18 protein-coding genes are annotated in these 15,754 nt (G+C 55.1%); 9 read left to right on the top strand and 9 right to left on the bottom strand.

What is annotated here, in order from left to right:
* Window positions 1–1,293 carry a thymidine phosphorylase gene (locus FYJ24_RS05625; RefSeq protein WP_318656558.1) on the top strand — a complete coding sequence of 431 codons (1,293 nt, stop codon included), beginning with the start codon at window positions 1–3 and terminating at the stop codon, window positions 1,291–1,293.
* Complete coding sequence (deoC, locus tag FYJ24_RS05620) at window positions 1,293–1,940, top strand: deoxyribose-phosphate aldolase (RefSeq protein ID WP_154544668.1); 648 nt, start codon at window positions 1,293–1,295, stop codon at window positions 1,938–1,940. The genes FYJ24_RS05625 and deoC overlap by 1 nt, the downstream gene beginning before the upstream one ends.
* Before the next feature lie 56 nt (window positions 1,941–1,996).
* Here the strand turns inward: deoC and FYJ24_RS05615 are convergent, their stop codons facing one another.
* The 3 genes from FYJ24_RS05615 to FYJ24_RS05605 form a co-directional block, all read right to left on the bottom strand.
* Window positions 1,997–2,179 carry a hypothetical protein gene (locus FYJ24_RS05615; RefSeq protein ID WP_154544427.1) on the bottom strand — a complete coding sequence of 61 codons (183 nt, stop codon included), beginning with the start codon at window positions 2,177–2,179 and terminating at the stop codon, window positions 1,997–1,999.
* Window positions 2,180–2,391: 212 nt separating this feature from the next.
* Window positions 2,392–4,056 carry a phospho-sugar mutase gene (locus FYJ24_RS05610; RefSeq protein ID WP_154544425.1) on the bottom strand — a complete coding sequence of 555 codons (1,665 nt, stop codon included), beginning with the start codon at window positions 4,054–4,056 and terminating at the stop codon, window positions 2,392–2,394.
* A 9-nt stretch (window positions 4,057–4,065) separates the two neighbouring features.
* Window positions 4,066–4,878: a purine-nucleoside phosphorylase gene (locus FYJ24_RS05605; protein WP_154544423.1), complete on the bottom strand. Its 813-nt coding sequence runs from the start codon at window positions 4,876–4,878 to the stop codon at window positions 4,066–4,068.
* Window positions 4,879–4,958: 80 nt separating this feature from the next.
* Between FYJ24_RS05605 and FYJ24_RS05600 the strand changes: the two genes are divergently transcribed.
* Window positions 4,959–5,699: an LOG family protein gene (locus tag FYJ24_RS05600; protein WP_154544421.1), complete on the top strand. Its 741-nt coding sequence runs from the start codon at window positions 4,959–4,961 to the stop codon at window positions 5,697–5,699.
* Between the two features lie 45 nt (window positions 5,700–5,744).
* Window positions 5,745–5,915 (top strand): DUF3117 domain-containing protein, encoded by a 171-nt coding sequence (locus FYJ24_RS05595; RefSeq protein WP_154544419.1) that lies wholly within the window; start codon window positions 5,745–5,747, stop codon window positions 5,913–5,915.
* Here the strand turns inward: FYJ24_RS05595 and FYJ24_RS05590 are convergent.
* Window positions 5,912–6,544 carry an O-methyltransferase gene (locus FYJ24_RS05590; RefSeq protein WP_154544417.1) on the bottom strand — a complete coding sequence of 211 codons (633 nt, stop codon included), beginning with the start codon at window positions 6,542–6,544 and terminating at the stop codon, window positions 5,912–5,914. The two genes, FYJ24_RS05595 and FYJ24_RS05590, sit on opposite strands and share 4 nt — an antisense overlap.
* Window positions 6,545–6,619: 75 nt before the next feature.
* Between FYJ24_RS05590 and rpiB the strand changes: the two genes are divergently transcribed.
* Window positions 6,620–7,063: a ribose 5-phosphate isomerase B gene (gene rpiB, locus FYJ24_RS05585; protein ID WP_154544415.1), complete on the top strand. Its 444-nt coding sequence runs from the start codon at window positions 6,620–6,622 to the stop codon at window positions 7,061–7,063.
* On the opposite strand, the gene FYJ24_RS05580 is transcribed toward rpiB, so the two are convergent.
* Window positions 7,052–8,173 (bottom strand): Mrp/NBP35 family ATP-binding protein, encoded by a 1,122-nt coding sequence (locus tag FYJ24_RS05580; RefSeq protein ID WP_154544413.1) that lies wholly within the window; start codon window positions 8,171–8,173, stop codon window positions 7,052–7,054. The genes rpiB and FYJ24_RS05580 overlap by 12 nt on opposite strands.
* Window positions 8,174–8,231: 58 nt before the next feature.
* On the opposite strand from FYJ24_RS05580, the gene FYJ24_RS05575 reads away from it, so the two are divergent.
* Window positions 8,232–8,837: a general stress protein gene (locus FYJ24_RS05575; RefSeq protein WP_154544411.1), complete on the top strand. Its 606-nt coding sequence runs from the start codon at window positions 8,232–8,234 to the stop codon at window positions 8,835–8,837.
* A gap of 103 nt (window positions 8,838–8,940) precedes the next feature.
* On the opposite strand, the gene FYJ24_RS05570 is transcribed toward FYJ24_RS05575, so the two are convergent.
* Window positions 8,941–9,954, bottom strand: coding sequence for an RAP domain-containing protein (locus tag FYJ24_RS05570; protein ID WP_154544409.1), 1,014 nt, complete (start codon window positions 9,952–9,954; stop codon window positions 8,941–8,943).
* 220 nt (window positions 9,955–10,174) lie between these two features.
* Window positions 10,175–11,653 (bottom strand): aminopeptidase P family protein, encoded by a 1,479-nt coding sequence (locus FYJ24_RS05565; RefSeq protein ID WP_154544407.1) that lies wholly within the window; start codon window positions 11,651–11,653, stop codon window positions 10,175–10,177.
* Here FYJ24_RS05565 and FYJ24_RS05560 point away from each other — a divergent pair.
* Window positions 11,609–12,529, top strand: a complete 921-nt coding sequence (locus tag FYJ24_RS05560) for a PHP domain-containing protein (protein ID WP_225872032.1) — start codon at window positions 11,609–11,611, stop codon at window positions 12,527–12,529. The genes FYJ24_RS05565 and FYJ24_RS05560 overlap by 45 nt on opposite strands.
* A gap of 5 nt (window positions 12,530–12,534) precedes the next feature.
* Entirely contained in the window at window positions 12,535–13,158 is a 624-nt protein-coding gene (locus tag FYJ24_RS05555) for a MarC family protein (RefSeq protein ID WP_404814704.1), read from the top strand.
* Here the strand turns inward: FYJ24_RS05555 and FYJ24_RS05550 are convergent, their stop codons facing one another.
* The gene (locus tag FYJ24_RS05550) at window positions 13,159–14,568 is read right to left on the bottom strand and encodes a DEAD/DEAH box helicase (protein WP_318656557.1); all 1,410 of its coding nucleotides are present in this window, start codon (window positions 14,566–14,568) and stop codon (window positions 13,159–13,161) included. It abuts the gene before it with no gap.
* Window positions 14,569–14,714: 146 nt separating this feature from the next.
* On the opposite strand from FYJ24_RS05550, the gene FYJ24_RS05545 reads away from it, so the two are divergent.
* Window positions 14,715–15,371: a ferritin-like fold-containing protein gene (locus FYJ24_RS05545; RefSeq protein WP_154544402.1), complete on the top strand. Its 657-nt coding sequence runs from the start codon at window positions 14,715–14,717 to the stop codon at window positions 15,369–15,371.
* Between the two features lie 11 nt (window positions 15,372–15,382).
* Here FYJ24_RS05545 and FYJ24_RS12605 read toward each other — a convergent pair whose 3' ends face one another.
* Window positions 15,383–15,607: a DUF3107 family protein gene (locus tag FYJ24_RS12605; protein WP_206192526.1), complete on the bottom strand. Its 225-nt coding sequence runs from the start codon at window positions 15,605–15,607 to the stop codon at window positions 15,383–15,385.
* Window positions 15,608–15,754: the final 147 nt, after the last annotated feature.

Raw genomic sequence — 15,754 nt, 5'->3', positions numbered from 1 at the left:
GTGGAGAATTACGATGCAGTGGACGTCATCCGCGCAAAACGTGATGGCGAGGAACTAAGCTCCGAGATGATCAGCTGGGTTGTCGACGCATACACGCGGGGCATCGTTGCTGACGAGCAAATGTCAGCATTGGCTATGGCAATCTTCCTCAACGGTATGATCCCACGGGAGATTGCGGACTGGACAGCAGCCATGATCGCATCGGGAGAGAGAATGGACTTTTCCTCTCTTCCTAAACCCACGGTTGATAAGCATTCAACCGGCGGCGTCGGTGACATGATCACACTTCCACTTGCCCCACTCGTTGCGTGTTTTGACCTTGCGGTACCGCAGCTTTCCGGACGTGGCCTTGGGCATACCGGAGGCACTCTAGACAAACTTGAGTCAATCCCCGGATGGCAAGCCGAGGTCTCAAATCGGCAGATTCTTGAGATTCTGGGGGAGGGGCCCGGCGCTGTTATTTGCGCGGCAGGTAAAGGCCTTGCACCGGCAGACAAGAAACTCTACGCACTGCGTGACGTGACTGCGACAGTGGACTGCATTCCTCTCATCGCCTCGTCCATCATGTCAAAGAAAATTGCTGAAGGTACCGGTGCATTAGTTCTGGACGTCAAGGTTGGCTCCGGCGCATTCATGAAAGATCTTGATCGAGCCAAAGAACTGGCCAAGACGATGGTGGACTTAGGAACTGCTGCAGGCGTACGGACCTCCGCGCTGTTGACCAATATGGAGACACCACTGGGAAATGCTGCCGGAAACGCGTGTGAAGTAGATGAAGCCCTCGAGGTCCTCTCAGGGGGTGGGCCACAAGACGTTGTGGAACTGACAGTGGCATTGGCTCAAGAAATGCTCAGACAGGCAGGGCGTGACGGGGATGTCGAAGCAGCTCTTGCCAATGGGCGAGCAATGGACAGGTGGCGCCAAATGATCGAAGCGCAAGGTGGCGACCCTGATGCCCCACTTCCACAGCCCAAAGAAACTGAACTAGTTACCGCAACGGCTGACGGATACTTGTCTGAGCTGGATGCTCTAGCGGTCGGCATTGCCGCGTGGAGACTGGGAGCGGGACGCGCCCGTCAAGGCGAAAAGGTTCAAGCTGCGGCAGGTGTTCTCATGCATGCAAAACCGGGGGATGCCGTGAAGGCAGGCCAGCCGCTACTGACGCTGTGTACCGACACCGCGGAACGCATTCCACGGGCACTCGATGCGCTTGCGGGCGCGGTCACGGTCAGTGACCACAAACCTGACGTGGCTCCGGTTATTCTGGGCCGGGTATTACCAGAAGGGGAATGATGAAAAAAAGAGATGTAGCCCAGATGATTGACCACACGCTGCTCAAGCCAGAGGCCACCGCTGAGGATGTCGTGGCCCTTGTTGATGAGGCAAAACAGTTAGGCACCTACTCTGTCTGCGTGTCCCCTTCCTTGGTGCCAGTGACTGATACGGGTGACGTGAAAGTTGCCTGCGTGGTGGGTTTTCCTTCAGGTGCTCACCCGACCGCATCAAAGATTGCTGAAGCTGCGGCCGTAGCTCCTCATGTAGATGAGATCGACATGGTGATTAACCTGGGATTAGCTAAGGGCGGGGATTGGGCGGGTGTCGAATCAGATATTCGCGCGGTTCGTGAGGCTGCTCCTGAAACGGTCCTCAAAGTAATCATCGAATCTGCGGCCCTAACTGATGACGAGATCATCAAGGCCTGCCAGGCTTCGGAGAGTGCTGGTGCTGATTTTGTTAAAACTTCTACCGGTTTTCATCCAGCTGGCGGCGCATCCGAACACGCAGTGAAACTTATGCGTGAGACTGTAGGGGATCGACTAGGTGTAAAGGCATCGGGTGGTATACGCACGCCTGAGGCTGCGGCCTCCATGATTAGTGCCGGTGCATCACGTTTAGGCTTGTCCTCGTCTGCTGTGATCCTTGAGGGATTTGACGACTAAACACACAGTTCGAAGTGGGTGGCTCCCAGTAATACCGAGGTCACCCACTATATATCTCACTCTTCGCGTTTGAGTATTACTTTGAGTGCTTTGTTTTTACCGGCATTGGCAAAAACGTCGTAGGCTTTTTCCATTTCGTTGAGTGAAAACACGTGTGTTCCCATGGGTTTGACGTCAAGAACCCCAGCCTCAACCAGGTCGATGAGCGTTGGTGCGCTAACTCCGTCTACCAATCCCATGGTGAGGGTGATGGATTCACTCTGTTACCTCGTACGGGGTCATAAAACTGTAACCGGGGGCGTATACCGCCCTGGCACCAACCACATCGCCCAGGCTGCGGGCGATGTGGTTGGCTAACCGCATGCACCCCGCCTTAGGTGCTGGAAATTTGCGATGTCAAGCCATGCATAACACGCACATAACCAGCACCTGATGGGGTGGGGGTGGAGGACTAGATGCCGATGGCCTCGCGCATATCCGCTTTGATTACCTCAAGACGATCCTCCGCTTCCTGCCGGGCTGCAGGCAAACTACCCGACACCGGAATAATCACTTCGATGTAGCACTTGAGTTTAGGCTCAGTACCTGAAGGACGAACCACCACCTGATCGCCCGCCTCAGTCAAATAGAGAAGCCCATCTGTGGGAGGAAGCTCATCACTGCCGCGGGCCAAATCCTGTGCCACAGTCACTGGTGAACCAGCAATCTGAACTAGTGGGGTCGCGCGGAGATTCTGCATCCCCTGAGCAATAAGATCTAAATCTTCGACGCGAATAGTCAAGGGCGCAGACGCGTAAACACCGAACTCCTCTGCCTGCTCATCAAGTAGCACCTGCAAAGGAATAGACGCGGCAAGCGCAGCCAGACGAGAACACGCAGTGATCCCATCCTTATCCCGTACATAGTCAGGATCGGTACAGTAGCCAAGGGCCTCTTCAAAACCAAACACCAGGCCAGGAACACGAGAAATCCACTTGAAACCAGTGAGAGTGCGCTTATGAGACACCCCAAACTTCTGGGCCAGGCGCGCCACTAGGCGTGAACTCACTATCGAGTTCGCTAGAACAGCATCTGGATTGCCTGCGTGTTCACGCGCAGCCTGTTCTCCCAGAAGTGCGCCCACCTCGTTTCCAGTGAGCTGACGCCAACCCGTCGGTGAGGTAGCAGAGGGAATCGCAGCAGAACAACGATCCGCATCAGGGTCGTTGGCCAAAATCAGATCCGCATTCACCTTCTGTGCCAATGCGATAGCCAAATCGAGAGCGCCAGGTTCCTCAGGGTTTGGAAAAACAACGGTCGGGAAATCTGGATCAGGATCCTGCTGCTCGGTCACAACATGAACATCGGTGAACCCGCAACGGTGAAGAGCAGAAAGCATCGTCTCGCCACCCACACCATGCATAGAAGTAAGAACAATACGGATGTTGCGCGGCCCGTCGGGGACTATTTCCTGCAGTCTGGCCAGATATGCTTCGACGACCTCGTCGCCAAGCCACTCCCATCCAGAATCGGCACGCTTGATCGACGCCACCGAAGGAACACTCTGGATCGCCTCGAAAATCTGGGCATCGAAAGGAGAGACAATTTGTGCTCCCTTTCCTGAATCTGATACTGCACGTCCACCCAAGTACACCTTGTAGCCATTGTCGTCTTTGGGATTGTGAGATGCAGTCACCACCACTGCAGCGTCAGCATCAAAATGGCGCAACGCGAAAGCCGTCAGAGGCGTGGGAAGAGCCTTCTCGAAGATGAGAGCATGACCACCTGTCGCCTCAACCACAGCTGCCGTGTCGAGGGCAAACTGGCGCGAGCCATACCGCGCATCGTAGCCGATCACCATGCGATAACCGTCAGGAAGCAAATCCTGCAAGAAATGGGCCAGTCCTGCGGCGGCGCGGAGCACCACCGCGCGGTTCATTCGATTGGGGCCACCCCCCATACGGCCACGCAATCCCGCAGTCCCGAAAGTGAGAATTCCTGAAAAACGGTCCTCCAACTCGTCCGAGGCGCCAACATCTCCAGCTTGGGCCAGATTCACAAGATCGCGGACTTCTTGAGCGGTCTTAGTGTCTGGGTCGTCAGCAATCCACTCTTCAATGACGGAGTAGTCAAGCATGGTTTCCTCTCAGATTTTCTGAACGATATCAGCAAGGAGTCGGCTAATACGCGGCGCTGCAGCCTGCCCCGCCTCTAACACTTCAGCGTGGGAAAGAGGCACTGGTGAAATACCGGCCCCCAAGTTTGTCATCAGAGAGATCCCCAAGATTTCCATGCCAGCCTCACGCGCTGCGATTGCCTCAAGCGTGGTTGACATGCCCACCAGGTCGCCGCCGATGATCTTGGCCATGCGAACCTCGGCCGGCGTCTCATACTGGGGGCCGGGGAACTGGACGTAAACCCCCTCAGGCAAAGACTCATCGACCGTATGTGCGAGGTCTCGCAGTCGCTGAGAATAGAGGTCAGTAAGGTCGACGAAGTTCGCCCCCTCAAGGGGAGTTGCCGCGGTGAGATTGATATGGTCGCGAATAAGGACGGGCTGTCCAGGCTTCCAATGAGGATTCAGTCCGCCACATCCGTTAGTGAGCACGACAGTTGAACACCCGAGCGAGGCTGCCGTACGCATCCCGTGTGCCACCGCGCGCGTCCCTTTGCCCTCGTAGTAATGGGTGCGACTGCCAAGAACCAACGCGATTTTGTCCGATCCGTGGATACGCAGAGTTCTCAAACTGGTGCCGTGACCTTTGACAGCCGGGGCAGAGAATCCTGGTACGTCTTCCGCGGGAATCTCGTCGATAAGGTCGCCGATCAATTCTGCGGCGCCTCCCCAACCCGAACCTAAAACTAGGGCAATGTCGTATCGGGGGATCCCTGAATGTTCGCGAATAGCGGCCGCAGCCTGATCGGCCAGGAGGAAAGGATTTTCTGCATCAGTGCTCATAGACCAAGGATAGTCAGACAAACGTCGATCTGCTACGCATGTGGTTAGCGCGGATAGGCGCTGCGTAGGATAATGAGAATATGGCAAAGAAACCACAATCATATCGGCGCGGATCAGCGATAATGCGGGGGTCGCAGATTCCAACAGAAACAGCCGATACAAAACTACTTCGCTCACGACGTACGGATCCATGGCGCGTACTGCGCATTCAAAGCGAGTTTGTTGAAGGATTCGGCTCTTTGGGAGAGCTGGGTAATGCGATTTCTGTTTTTGGCTCAGCGCGCACCAGCCCAGATTCGCACGACTACCGCGTTGCAGAAGAAATCGGCCGCCTCATTGTTGAACGGGGTTTTGCTGTTATCACCGGTGGAGGTCCCGGTTGTATGGAAGCCGCCAATAAAGGGGCGGCTGAAGCAGGCGGTACGTCTGTGGGGTTGGGTATCGAGCTGCCCTTCGAACAAGGGATGAACCCCTATCTCAACCTTGGGATCAACTTTCGATACTTTTTCGCTCGCAAAGTGATGTTTGTCCGATATTCACGGGGCTTTGTGGTCATGCCGGGCGGATTCGGCACCATGGACGAGCTTTTTGAAGCTCTTACTCTGGTACAAACCGGCAAAGTAGAGATGTTCCCACTGGTTCTGGTAGGGACAGAGTTCTGGACGCCTCTCGTCGATTGGATTCGCGGATCGCTACTGGAGCGGGGATTGATTGGGACTGCTGATATGGATCTTTTCAGTGTTGTCGATACGGCGGAGGAAGCAGTAGATGCGGTCTTTTCTGGCCTAGAGCGCATCGAAAACGGGTCAGGGAAGCATTAGACGGGTAGAATAGGGGGTACTAATGGAAAGATCAAGGAGTAAATAATGGCGGCGATGAAACCGCGTACGGGCGACGGGCCAATGGAAGCCACCAAGGAAGGCCGCGGAATCATCATGCGAATTCCCAGTGAGGGCGGCGGCCGACTGGTCATCGAAGTGACGCCTGATGAGGCTCGCGAACTTGCGATTGCTCTCAATGAGGCTGTAGGACTCTAACGCCTAGTAGCGATGAGAACGCCTTCCCCAATGGGCAGTAGGGCAGTTGTGAATTGTTCAGATTCTGCCAAGGCGCGTGTCATCTCACGCATGATTACTGTCTGAGGATCACGCTTAGCTGGATTCGCCACGTGTCCTGCTAAGAGGGCGTTGACTATTACAAGGATTCCAGTCCTACGCAGCATGCGAGTTGCGTGATCCAAGTACCGTGGCATTTCTTCTGCCGGAGCGTCGATGACCACCATGTCGTAGGCGTCTTCTGCCATGCGAGGAAGCACATCGAGAGCGCGGTCGGTGATGAGTCGCATGCGGTGTGAGGCGATCCCGCTTCCTCTAAATGTTGCGCGTGCGGCCCGGTGGAACTCTGCCTCTGGATCGATAGTGGTGAGAACTCCATCAGGGTTCATCCCCTCTAAGAGGTACAAGCCTGAAACGCCGACTCCGGTACCGATTTCAACCACAGCCCGAGCATCCTTTGTGGCGGCAAGCACGCGCAATATAGCCCCGGTACCGGGGCTCACCGGGTGAGCGCCCAGTTCTTGTCCAATCTCGCGTAAACGCTCAAGTGCAGCATTATCCTGGCTGAAATCTTCACAATAGAGCCAGCTTGCGGCCACATCCACGTGCATGTCCCCTCCCATCGTCTGCTCACCAGTCTATCTGCATGAGGGTAGGCTTGGGGACGTAGACAAGCGGAGGGGACTATGAGAGTCGTATTCGGATCAGATCATGCTGGATTGGAAATGAAGCAGTACCTCATAGAGGCGGTGAAGCGCTGGGGGCATGAGGTTGAGGACATCGGTGCTTACGATTCGCAGAGTGTGAGCTACGCCGATTATGGTCGGAAAGCTGCTGAGGTTGTCGCCCGCGGCGAGGCGGACCGTGCCATTTTGGTGTGTGGAACCGGTCTTGGAATTTCTTTGGCTGCCAATTCAGTCAACGGCGTTCGGTGCGTGGTGTGCTCCGAACCCTACACAGCTAAACTTTCGCGCAACCACAACAATACGAATGCTCTTGCTGTGGGTGCCCGCGTGATTGCCCCGCCCCTCGCAGAGATGATTGCCGAAATCTGGCTATCGGAACCCTTTGAGGGGGGGCGTCACCAAACGCGCATCGACTCGGTTGACAAAATGAAATTAGAGGGGTGAAACACCGAGCGGGCGTCCAGCCAGCCCGCGAGCTTTCTTTGCAAGATCGGCGCTGAGCCCCTGGAAAGCCTTGCCTGCTGGTGAGGTTGGGTTCCCTAGTACTACTGGCATTCCAGCGTCGCCACCTTGTCGAAGCTCGATGTCCAAAGGAATCTGAGCCAGCAATGGAACAGGGTGACCCAAGAGATTCCCCAGACGGACGCTTACTGTTTCGCCGCCGCCTGACCCGAAAATATCGAGGTGAGAGCCGTCTTCTTGCGGAAGGTACGACATATTCTCGACAACGCCCAACACACGTTGCTTCGTCTGAGTAGCGATCGAACCGGAGCGTTCGGCCACCTCGGCCGCGGCAACCTGAGGTGTTGTGACTATAAGCACCTCGGAATTGGGTAATAGTTGGGCTACTGATATTGCGACATCTCCAGTGCCAGGAGGCATGTCAAGAAGCAGCACATCCAAGTCACCCCAGAAAACATCGGCAAGGAACTGTTGCAAAGCACGGTGTAGCATGGGTCCGCGCCAAATCACGGGTTGTCCCTCAGGCACAAACATGCCGATGGAGATAACTTTGACGCCTCCCGCTCCGATCGGAGGAATGATCATGCCATCTATCGACTGAGGTTCAGAGGTGATTCCTAGCATTCTGGGCAGCGAGAAACCATAAATATCTGCGTCCAGAACTCCAACCTTAAGTCCTTGCTGCGCTAAGCCAACAGCCAAATTCGCTGTTACCGAAGACTTGCCGACGCCCCCCTTACCCGAGGTGACCGCAATGACGCGAGTGAGGGAATCTGCCTGGTTAAACGGGATTTCACGTTCTTTATGTCCAGTGAGCTGTTCGCGCAGGGCTTTCTTTTGCTCGTCGTCCATCACGCCCATATCGACCGTTACTTCTTCGACACCCTCAACAGCAAGAACTGCTGTTTTTACGTCCTTAGTAATGGTATTTTTCAGAGGACATCCAGCCGTTGTGAGCAGCACCTTTACGGTAACGTGCGCTCCATCAATGGTGATTTCGTCGACCATATTCAACTCGGTAATGGGACGGTGAATTTCGGGGTCCTGAACGCCCTCAAGGGCGCTGTGAATCTCTGCTTCAGTTGCTGCCATGCCTCCATGCTATCTCACCGGGTAACCTAGGAAACCTACAGATTGATGAGGAGGACCCATGGCCCGCAATAGCAGCCAGTTTCCCGCGTTGCCTACCGGCACCGAAGTCGCGTCTTTCACGACCTACGAAGGTGCTGTTGAGGCAATCGAGAAACTGGCTGAAAATGATTTCCCTATTACTTCTGTCGCAATCGTTGGATCAGACATGCATGTGGTTGAACGGGTAATGGGCCGACTCACACCTGCACGTGTTGCCTTAGCCGGCGCGACTCAAGGCTTGACGTGGGGATTGCTTTTTGGTCTGATGACCTTCTTTATTATGGGAGATGCTGCCGGATTGTTCCCCTTGCTTGGGATATTCTTTGGTGTCCTAATGGGAATTATTTTCGGAATGGTCTCCTGGTCTGCGGGGAGGAAGAAAAAGAGTTTTGCAGCGCAAACTCAACTGGTGGCATCGCGCTATGCAGTTTTGGTTAGTGAACAGACTGATAGAGCGTTCCAGCTGTTGCAGGGCATGGGAAGTGCGCCAGTGCGTCCGCGCCCCACCCGCACTAGGCCTCCCGTGGACCCCAACAAGCGCCCAGAGTTTGGAGTGAGGCTCTCCCCTGAAGAACGACGCAAACGAGATCGCGAGAATCCTAAGCCTGACTCAGAAGAAGAGTGAGTTTATCTTCTCGCTGCGAGCCGATGTGCACGGGGAAGCTCAATGTGCATGGGGCCCGTGCACATCGAGCCCCCGAGTGCACATCGGGCATTCTTGGGTATCTTTAGAAGCGCCTTGCTCCCTCGATCAGACTCCTGGGAACCGGTTTCCAGATGGGCCCACGTGGGGTCGAGAGCAGAACGCCAAACGGTTTTATATTGTCCCGTAAAGTCCGCGCTAAGCGCTCGATATCCCGTAGCTGACCAGTCTGAATGCGAATAATCCTCCATCCAGCAGAGAGCAAGAGTCGTTGCCGCGTTAGAAAGTCACCATGAGGATCTGGTGAGTCTTCCGTGGGTGCTAGTTTGCTTCTCCCATCAAATTCGATGGCAACCATGAAATCAGGAAAAGCAAAATCGAGTCGAAATAGTCGGCCCTGCACAACCACCTCATGCTGTACGTCAACGGATAAGTCTGGCGGCACCATACATAGCAAGAGCCAGAGTACTGCTGCTTCTGCAGGATTTTCCACACGTCCGTCAGCTGCCGAAATGATATGTCTAGCGCGAACCCTTCCGTTTCCTTTCCGTGACGCTGCAACCTGGAGCAGGTCTTTTCTAGGGTGCCCGGCCCTCATTGTCATACAACAATCGACAAAAGCGCTCAGCGGATGCATACATTGGGCAATATCAGCCACCGCTTCTGTGGGAGCACACACGCGTATACCCCGGCATTCCTTTGTGAGAGGCTGCGGTCCTGCGCGACGAAGGGGAATGGATTCCACCTCGCACGCAGTAGTCCCACGGATCTCAATAGAGGGCACTACGGCGCGGTGACTCTTGGACGTTGTGAGACATCGGTATGCGATGTCACAGGTGTTCCACCAGGTAGGAATGGATTGCAATGCGAGAGCGGCTTCCATCGTAGGTAGAACTTGATGCCGGGAAGCTACCACTATTGCCAGGCTTCTTGCGATTGTGATGAGACGGCGAATATGCCAGCTTGGCACGTCCGTTGGAATTCGATCATCGGCAAGGTAGACACCGCGCACCAGGCGAATAAGCCCGTGAGCGGATTGTTTTCCTCTCAACCATTCTTTGCGGTCAAGTATTTGTAGATCTTCGACGGTGAGTTCCATTCCTCCATCAAGACAGAACCACTTGATTCAGACAAGTATGGTCCGGAGGCGCTGTGGAAAAGTCACGTCCAAGTGACTGTGGATATTCCAGGGAGCATCGTTTGTGTCGCACGCCAAGACTCAATGTGCACGGGGAAGCTCAATGTGCATGGGGCCCGCGCACATTGAGCCCCCGAGTGCACATCGGGGACCAAAGAGGAAGAAAGAGGGCCAAGAAACCTCAGCGGCCTTGAACTTGCGCCATCCAAGCTTCAACATCGGCAATAGTGCGGGGAATGTCTTCTGACAAACGCCGCGGAGTTCCATCCGCCTCGATTACAACGTCATCTTCAATACGTACACCGATTCCGCGGTATTCCTCAGGCACAGTGAGATCGTCAGCTCGGAAATAGAGCCCAGGCTCAATGGTGAAAATCATCCCCGGTTCCAGCAGAGCGCCTTTGTATAGTTCAGCCTTCGCCTGAGCGCAGTCATGAACGTCAAGACCAAGGTGGTGACTGGTTCCATGGGGCATCCACCTGCGGTGATGCTCTCCCTGGGGGCTTAGTGATTCATCGGCGCTCACTGGAAGAATGCCCCATTCTTCCAGGCGCGCCGCCAGTACTCGCATTGCCGCAGTATGGAGATCTTTAAACCGCGCACCCGGCTTCGCGGCTTCGGCAAGTGAAGCCTCGGCAGCATCAAGAACCGCCTGATACACCCTAGCCTGAACCTCGGAAAACTTTCCAGAAACTGGAAGTGTGCGAGTGATGTCAGCGGTGTAGAGGGAGTCGACTTCAGCGCCAGCATCGACCAAAACTAGAGCCCCTGCGGGAACCGGGCCGGAGTTGTCCATCCAATGCAACGTATTGGCATGGTTTCCTGCCGCGGCAATTGTCTCGTACCCAAGTCCGTTGCCTTCCTCGCGTGCGATCGCTGCAAAGGCTCCTTCAATGACTCGTTCACCACGAGGATGTTCAACGGCACGTGGCAGAGCTTTAATAATTTCCTCAAAACCAGTTTTCGTCACGGCGACCGCACGTTCCATTTCAGCGATCTCGAAAGCATCCTTGGTGAGGCGGATTTCTGAAAGGTGCTCGGCCAGAGCATCATCCATCGGCTTATCAATGGGTAAAGAAGCTTCAGTACGGACCTCGTCTACCATTGCCTCGACCTGTGTATCGCATCCGCGAACCACGCGAAGTTTCACCAGGCCAGCATCTTTCGCTAACGCATCGCGAAGCGAGGCAATAGGTGCGCACCGCAGGCCAGTTTGTGCTTCCATCTCCTCAATAGATGGCCTGGCACCAACCCAAAACTCTCCATACCGGGCATCGGCGTAAAATTGCTCGGATGTGCGCGACGCGCGAGGCTGGAAGTACAAAGTGGCTTCACCATCAGGCTCGATAACCAGCACAGAATCCGGTTCTAACTCGCCACCCAAGCCTGTCATGTGTGCAAAGGCTGAATGAGCGCGGAACCTGTAATCCGTGTCATTGGAACGCACTTTGAGGGTTCCTGCCGGAATCACCACGCGATCCCCAGGAAATCTCTCGGTAACGCGTGCGTGGCGGGCCGCCAGGTAGTCTGCTGCAGGACTACGGTCTGGCAGAGTTTGCGCGCGCGGACCCCACCCGGAAGCCATAAACTCCCTGAAAGCTTTTGATGTTGGACGATGCGAACGAGTCTCGCCGCGGGACTGCAATTCTTCCTCACTCATAACTCTATCTTTGCACTTGTCGGTGAACGGGGAGAAACTGGTGCTATGTTCCGTTTTGACGCCCACGTGCACTCTGTAGTTTCCGATGGTACGGAGTCGCCCGCTCAAGTCATGGAAGCTGCAGCCCACGCGGGGTTAGATGCGGTTGCACTCACCGATCACGACACTTTTGAGGGGTTAGCAGCCGCGCATGAAGCCGCAGAACGAGTGGGAATTGAGCTAGTTCCGGGAGTGGAACTCTCAACCAAAGTGGGAGGTGTGTCGCTCCACATGCTGGCCTACTACCCCGCTCAGGGTCCTTCTCCGTTGCGGGACTTGATGGAACGCATACGCCAATCAAGGCTGCTGCGCATACAAGAAATGGCCGGTCGACTGGGTGTTGACTACCCAGAAGTGTCATGGGAAGCACTCCAAGAACTAGGCGAGGATGACAAGTCGTGGGGCCGCCCCCACTTAGCTGATCTTCTCGTGGGTGGGGGACATTTTCATGACCGGGCCGAAGCCTTCCAGACGGTTCTACACCCCCACAGCCCCTACTATGTGCGGCAATGGTCGCCAGCCCCTGAAGACATGGTGCGGGCGGTCCGCGATGCTGGGGGAGTACCTGTCATGGCTCATCCGCAATCGAACCGTCGGGGGAAAATGGAGGAAGAGACACTGGAACGCATGGTGGAGGCGGGACTATTTGGGCTAGAACGTGACCACCGTGAGCACGATCAGGCAGCACGAGCCCAAATAGACCAGTGGGCGCGGCGTTGGGGTTTAGCTGTAACGGGCGGTTCTGACTATCATGGCCTGGGCAAACCAAATCGTTTAGGAGAGAACCTCACCAGCGAAGAGGTGTTTGCGCAGATAAAAAGAGAGGCGGGTCGGTGAGCGGAATCGACATTGTGGACGGAATGCTCCTACTGACCACTTTTACAACACTCTTTGTCATCATGGATCCACCCGGAACGATTCCGGTATTTCTTGCCTTGACGCCACGCATGGACCGCGGACAAAAACGCCGCGCCGCCCGTTATGCAACATTTACCTCGTTCGGGGTGATCATAGCTTTCGCGGTCTTGGGTAAGTATCTCCTCAACCTGCTACACATTTCCTTTCCAGCATTGCAACTCTCCGGCGGATTTCTCCTGTTCCTGGTGGCCATGCAATTACTTATGGGGAAAGAAATGAGCACCGGGCAATCGTCAGATGAGCGTGTCAACGTAGCTCTCGTCCCCTTGGGGACGCCTCTCTTAGCAGGCCCCGGGGCCATTGTTGCCGTGATGGTGTCGGTCGACCAAGGCGGCTCTACCATCCAAGGGTGGGTGGCAGTACTGCTGGCGGTACTCCTCATGCACATCGTCATTTGGATGACTATGCGCTTTTCCATCGTCCTATCGCGCATTTTGGGTGAGGGCGGAGTCATGCTTCTCACTCGCATCTCGGGGCTACTACTGGCAGCTATCGCAACCCAGATGATGGCCGAGGCGGTCTATGCCTTCGTCCGTGGGTACGTGTAGTCAGTCTGCTTTGCGAACCCGGCGGCGCTGACGATTGCGCTTTGGCCGAGGCGTTTGTGAGTCTTCCGTTGCGTTATCACTGCGTCGTTTCCCTGAACGCTTGCGGCCACTGGTTGAACGCGACGGCTTGCCCTCGATGTCCTCAAGCTTTTCAGCTTCGAGGCCGGGGCGCGTTCTCTGACTACGGGGCAGACGCTCGGTGACGTCTCTTGGGATGTCAAGGTCAGAATAGAGATGATCGGAGGTGTGGTAGGTTTCGACTGGCTCAACAGTGTCAAGTCCCAGGGTTTTAGCAATCAGGTTCCACCGTGGAACATCATCCCAATCGACGAACGTAATTGCTGTCCCCTTCTTACCCGCGCGTGCGGTGCGACCAATCCGGTGAAGGTAAGTCTTTTCATCCTCTGGGCACTGGTAGTTAATCACGTGGGTAACATCATCAACGTCGATTCCCCTTGCTGCGACGTCGGTTGCGATGAGGACATCCACCTTATTAGAGCGGAACGCCCGCAAAGCCCGTTCACGAGCGCCTTGGCCCATATCACCGTGAAGAGACGCAACGGCAAATCCGCGTGCAGCTAGGTTCTCTGTGAGCTGAGCTGCCGACCGTTTAGTGCGAACGAAAATGATTGCACGTTCCCGGCCGTTAGCCTGCAATATGCGTGCGGCAACTTCCGCTTTATTCATCGCATGACAGCGGTAGATGAACTGTTTGACATCCTTGACTGTTGAACCTTGATCTTCGGGGTCCTGCGCGCGAATATGCGTGGGGTGGCTCATGAATCGGCGTGCCAAGGCAATTACGGGTCCGGGCATCGTGGCCGAAAAGAGCATCGCGTGGCGACGTGAATCGACCTTCGATAGGAGCTTTTCAACGTCGGGGAGGAATCCCAGATCCAGCATTTCGTCCGCCTCGTCCAACACCACTGTGTGAACGTCTCCAAGTTGCAATACCCGCCGGTTGGACAGATCAATGAGCCGTCCCGGAGTGCCGACTACAACTTCGACTCCTCGTTTGAGGGCGTCTATCTGTGGTTCAAACGCGACTCCACCATAAATATCTGTGATCCGAATAGGAGTGTTCTTCGCTGCCGCGCGCAAATCTTCGCCCACCTGTTTACAGAGTTCTCGGGTAGGGAGGATGATGAGTGCCTGCGGAAAACCAGGATGGCCCAGGTCCTCAAATGTAGGGTCATTAGGCGCAATAATGTTTTCTAACACAGGCAAACCGAAACCAAGTGTTTTACCGGTACCTGTTTTTGCTTGACCAATAATGTCGTGGCGGGTGAGGGCCACGGGAAGGGTGAGAGCTTGAATGGGGAAAGGATGGGTAATGCCTTGCGCTTCCAGCGCCTCGACAAACTCCGGTCTAATCCCGAAATCAGCAAAAGTCTTTAGTTGTTCTGTCACAATCAGCCTTATCTATTTCTTAGCTAGGAGCCGATCGCGCATTTTCTTTACTGGCACAGTGCCATGTCAAACTTGGTCCCTACGACCGGGCATCCACTTCTCGACTCAGTGTAACGGTATGGGTCTTAGACAGATAGGCTTAGGGTATGAGCATCGAAGAAGAGCAAGCTGAGTTCCAGTCCGAAGAGAGTCCCCTGAGTGAAGGTGCAACGCAAGTAACAGGTTTGCTGGCATACAGCAGCCTAGCTGCAATGACGCGCCTGTCGAAGGATGGGGATCAGGCACCCCAATTCTCCTATTCTGTAGAGCATGCCCGTATGGCCGCGCTAGCATTTCGTGAGTTCCGACACCTCGAAAAATTCTCCGAGGTAGCAGGCCTCGATTTAGAGGCTGCGGCCGGACAATTTGCGGGACTTTTTGATGAGTTGGATCAGCGTACGCGTCCGTCGAACTGGTGGGAAAGATCTGTAAAAACCTATGTGACGATTGGGATTTTTTCTGATGCGTTGCTTGAGCTCACCTTGCGTCACCAGCTCTTTGTTGATGCGCAGTGGTCAGGTGATTTCGGCCAAGGTGTGTGGGAAAGGGACCACTTGGCCCCATTAACCGAAGCGGACCCGCAACTGGTTGCGCGCCTTTCTTTGTGGTCGCGACGTGTCGCAGGAGAAGTCTTTGCCCTTTTACGAGCAACTCTCTTTAGCTACCCTGAGCTGGCGGGCGACCCCGACACGGTTGACGCGGTAGTCAAGGTCGCCACTGATGGGCATAGGGCCCGCCTAGAATCGGTGTACCTTAAGGCGTAAATGCCAATTATTTACGCGCGGCCAAACCCGACCTTGCGGCTGCGATCTGTGCGCACCATGACGTAGGCGATTGAGTCCGCAGCAAATACTGCCCGATCGCCTTTCACATCGGTGAAATCTAGGAATCCACCTTGTTCGCGCGCATCTTTCCACGCGTCCATGAGTTGTTCTTCGGTCCACTCCACCTCATAGGAGAGTTGCCCAGCGACGTTATTCAAACCAACTGTAACTAACATGCTCAGCCTTTCTTTTCTGCTATAGAACAGGTTACCTGTCGTAGGGGTGGGGGATACTAAGAGAGTGGAAGAAGAACTGAGCGACGTGAGCGGGCCAGGTGCCGTTCTTGTGGGTGGTCCCGGGACCGGCAAAACTCGTACCTTGCT

The sequence above is a fragment of the Scrofimicrobium canadense genome (assembly GCF_009696615.1).
In the GTDB taxonomy this organism is placed as follows: domain Bacteria; phylum Actinomycetota; class Actinomycetes; order Actinomycetales; family Actinomycetaceae; genus Scrofimicrobium; species Scrofimicrobium canadense.
Note: the sequence above shows the minus strand (reverse complement) of the source record. Positions and strands in the feature narration are given on the sequence as shown.

What these genes read in the sequence shown, in the direction of transcription:
- FYJ24_RS05595 (WP_154544419.1), top strand. Translation starts at nt 5,745, where the DNA reads ATGGCGGCGATGAAACCGCGTACGGGCGACGGGCCAATGGAAGCCACC.
- FYJ24_RS05575 (WP_154544411.1), top strand. Translation starts at nt 8,232, where the DNA reads ATGGCCCGCAATAGCAGCCAGTTTCCCGCGTTGCCTACCGGCACCGAA.
- rpiB (WP_154544415.1), top strand. Translation starts at nt 6,620, where the DNA reads ATGAGAGTCGTATTCGGATCAGATCATGCTGGATTGGAAATGAAGCAG.
- FYJ24_RS05590 (WP_154544417.1), bottom strand. Translation starts at nt 6,544, where the DNA reads ATGCACGTGGATGTGGCCGCAAGCTGGCTCTATTGTGAAGATTTCAGC.
- FYJ24_RS05580 (WP_154544413.1), bottom strand. Translation starts at nt 8,173, where the DNA reads ATGGCAGCAACTGAAGCAGAGATTCACAGCGCCCTTGAGGGCGTTCAG.
- FYJ24_RS05570 (WP_154544409.1), bottom strand. Translation starts at nt 9,954, where the DNA reads ATGGAACTCACCGTCGAAGATCTACAAATACTTGACCGCAAAGAATGG.
- FYJ24_RS05545 (WP_154544402.1), top strand. Translation starts at nt 14,715, where the DNA reads ATGAGCATCGAAGAAGAGCAAGCTGAGTTCCAGTCCGAAGAGAGTCCC.
- FYJ24_RS05610 (WP_154544425.1), bottom strand. Translation starts at nt 4,056, where the DNA reads ATGCTTGACTACTCCGTCATTGAAGAGTGGATTGCTGACGACCCAGAC.
- FYJ24_RS05560 (WP_225872032.1), top strand. Translation starts at nt 11,609, where the DNA reads ATGCGAACGAGTCTCGCCGCGGGACTGCAATTCTTCCTCACTCATAAC.
- FYJ24_RS05605 (WP_154544423.1), bottom strand. Translation starts at nt 4,878, where the DNA reads ATGAGCACTGATGCAGAAAATCCTTTCCTCCTGGCCGATCAGGCTGCG.
- deoC (WP_154544668.1), top strand. Translation starts at nt 1,293, where the DNA reads ATGAAAAAAAGAGATGTAGCCCAGATGATTGACCACACGCTGCTCAAG.
- FYJ24_RS05615 (WP_154544427.1), bottom strand. Translation starts at nt 2,179, where the DNA reads ATGGGATTGGTAGACGGAGTTAGCGCACCAACGCTCATCGACCTGGTT.
- FYJ24_RS12605 (WP_206192526.1), bottom strand. Translation starts at nt 15,607, where the DNA reads ATGTTAGTTACAGTTGGTTTGAATAACGTCGCTGGGCAACTCTCCTAT.
- FYJ24_RS05600 (WP_154544421.1), top strand. Translation starts at nt 4,959, where the DNA reads ATGGCAAAGAAACCACAATCATATCGGCGCGGATCAGCGATAATGCGG.
- FYJ24_RS05565 (WP_154544407.1), bottom strand. Translation starts at nt 11,653, where the DNA reads ATGAGTGAGGAAGAATTGCAGTCCCGCGGCGAGACTCGTTCGCATCGT.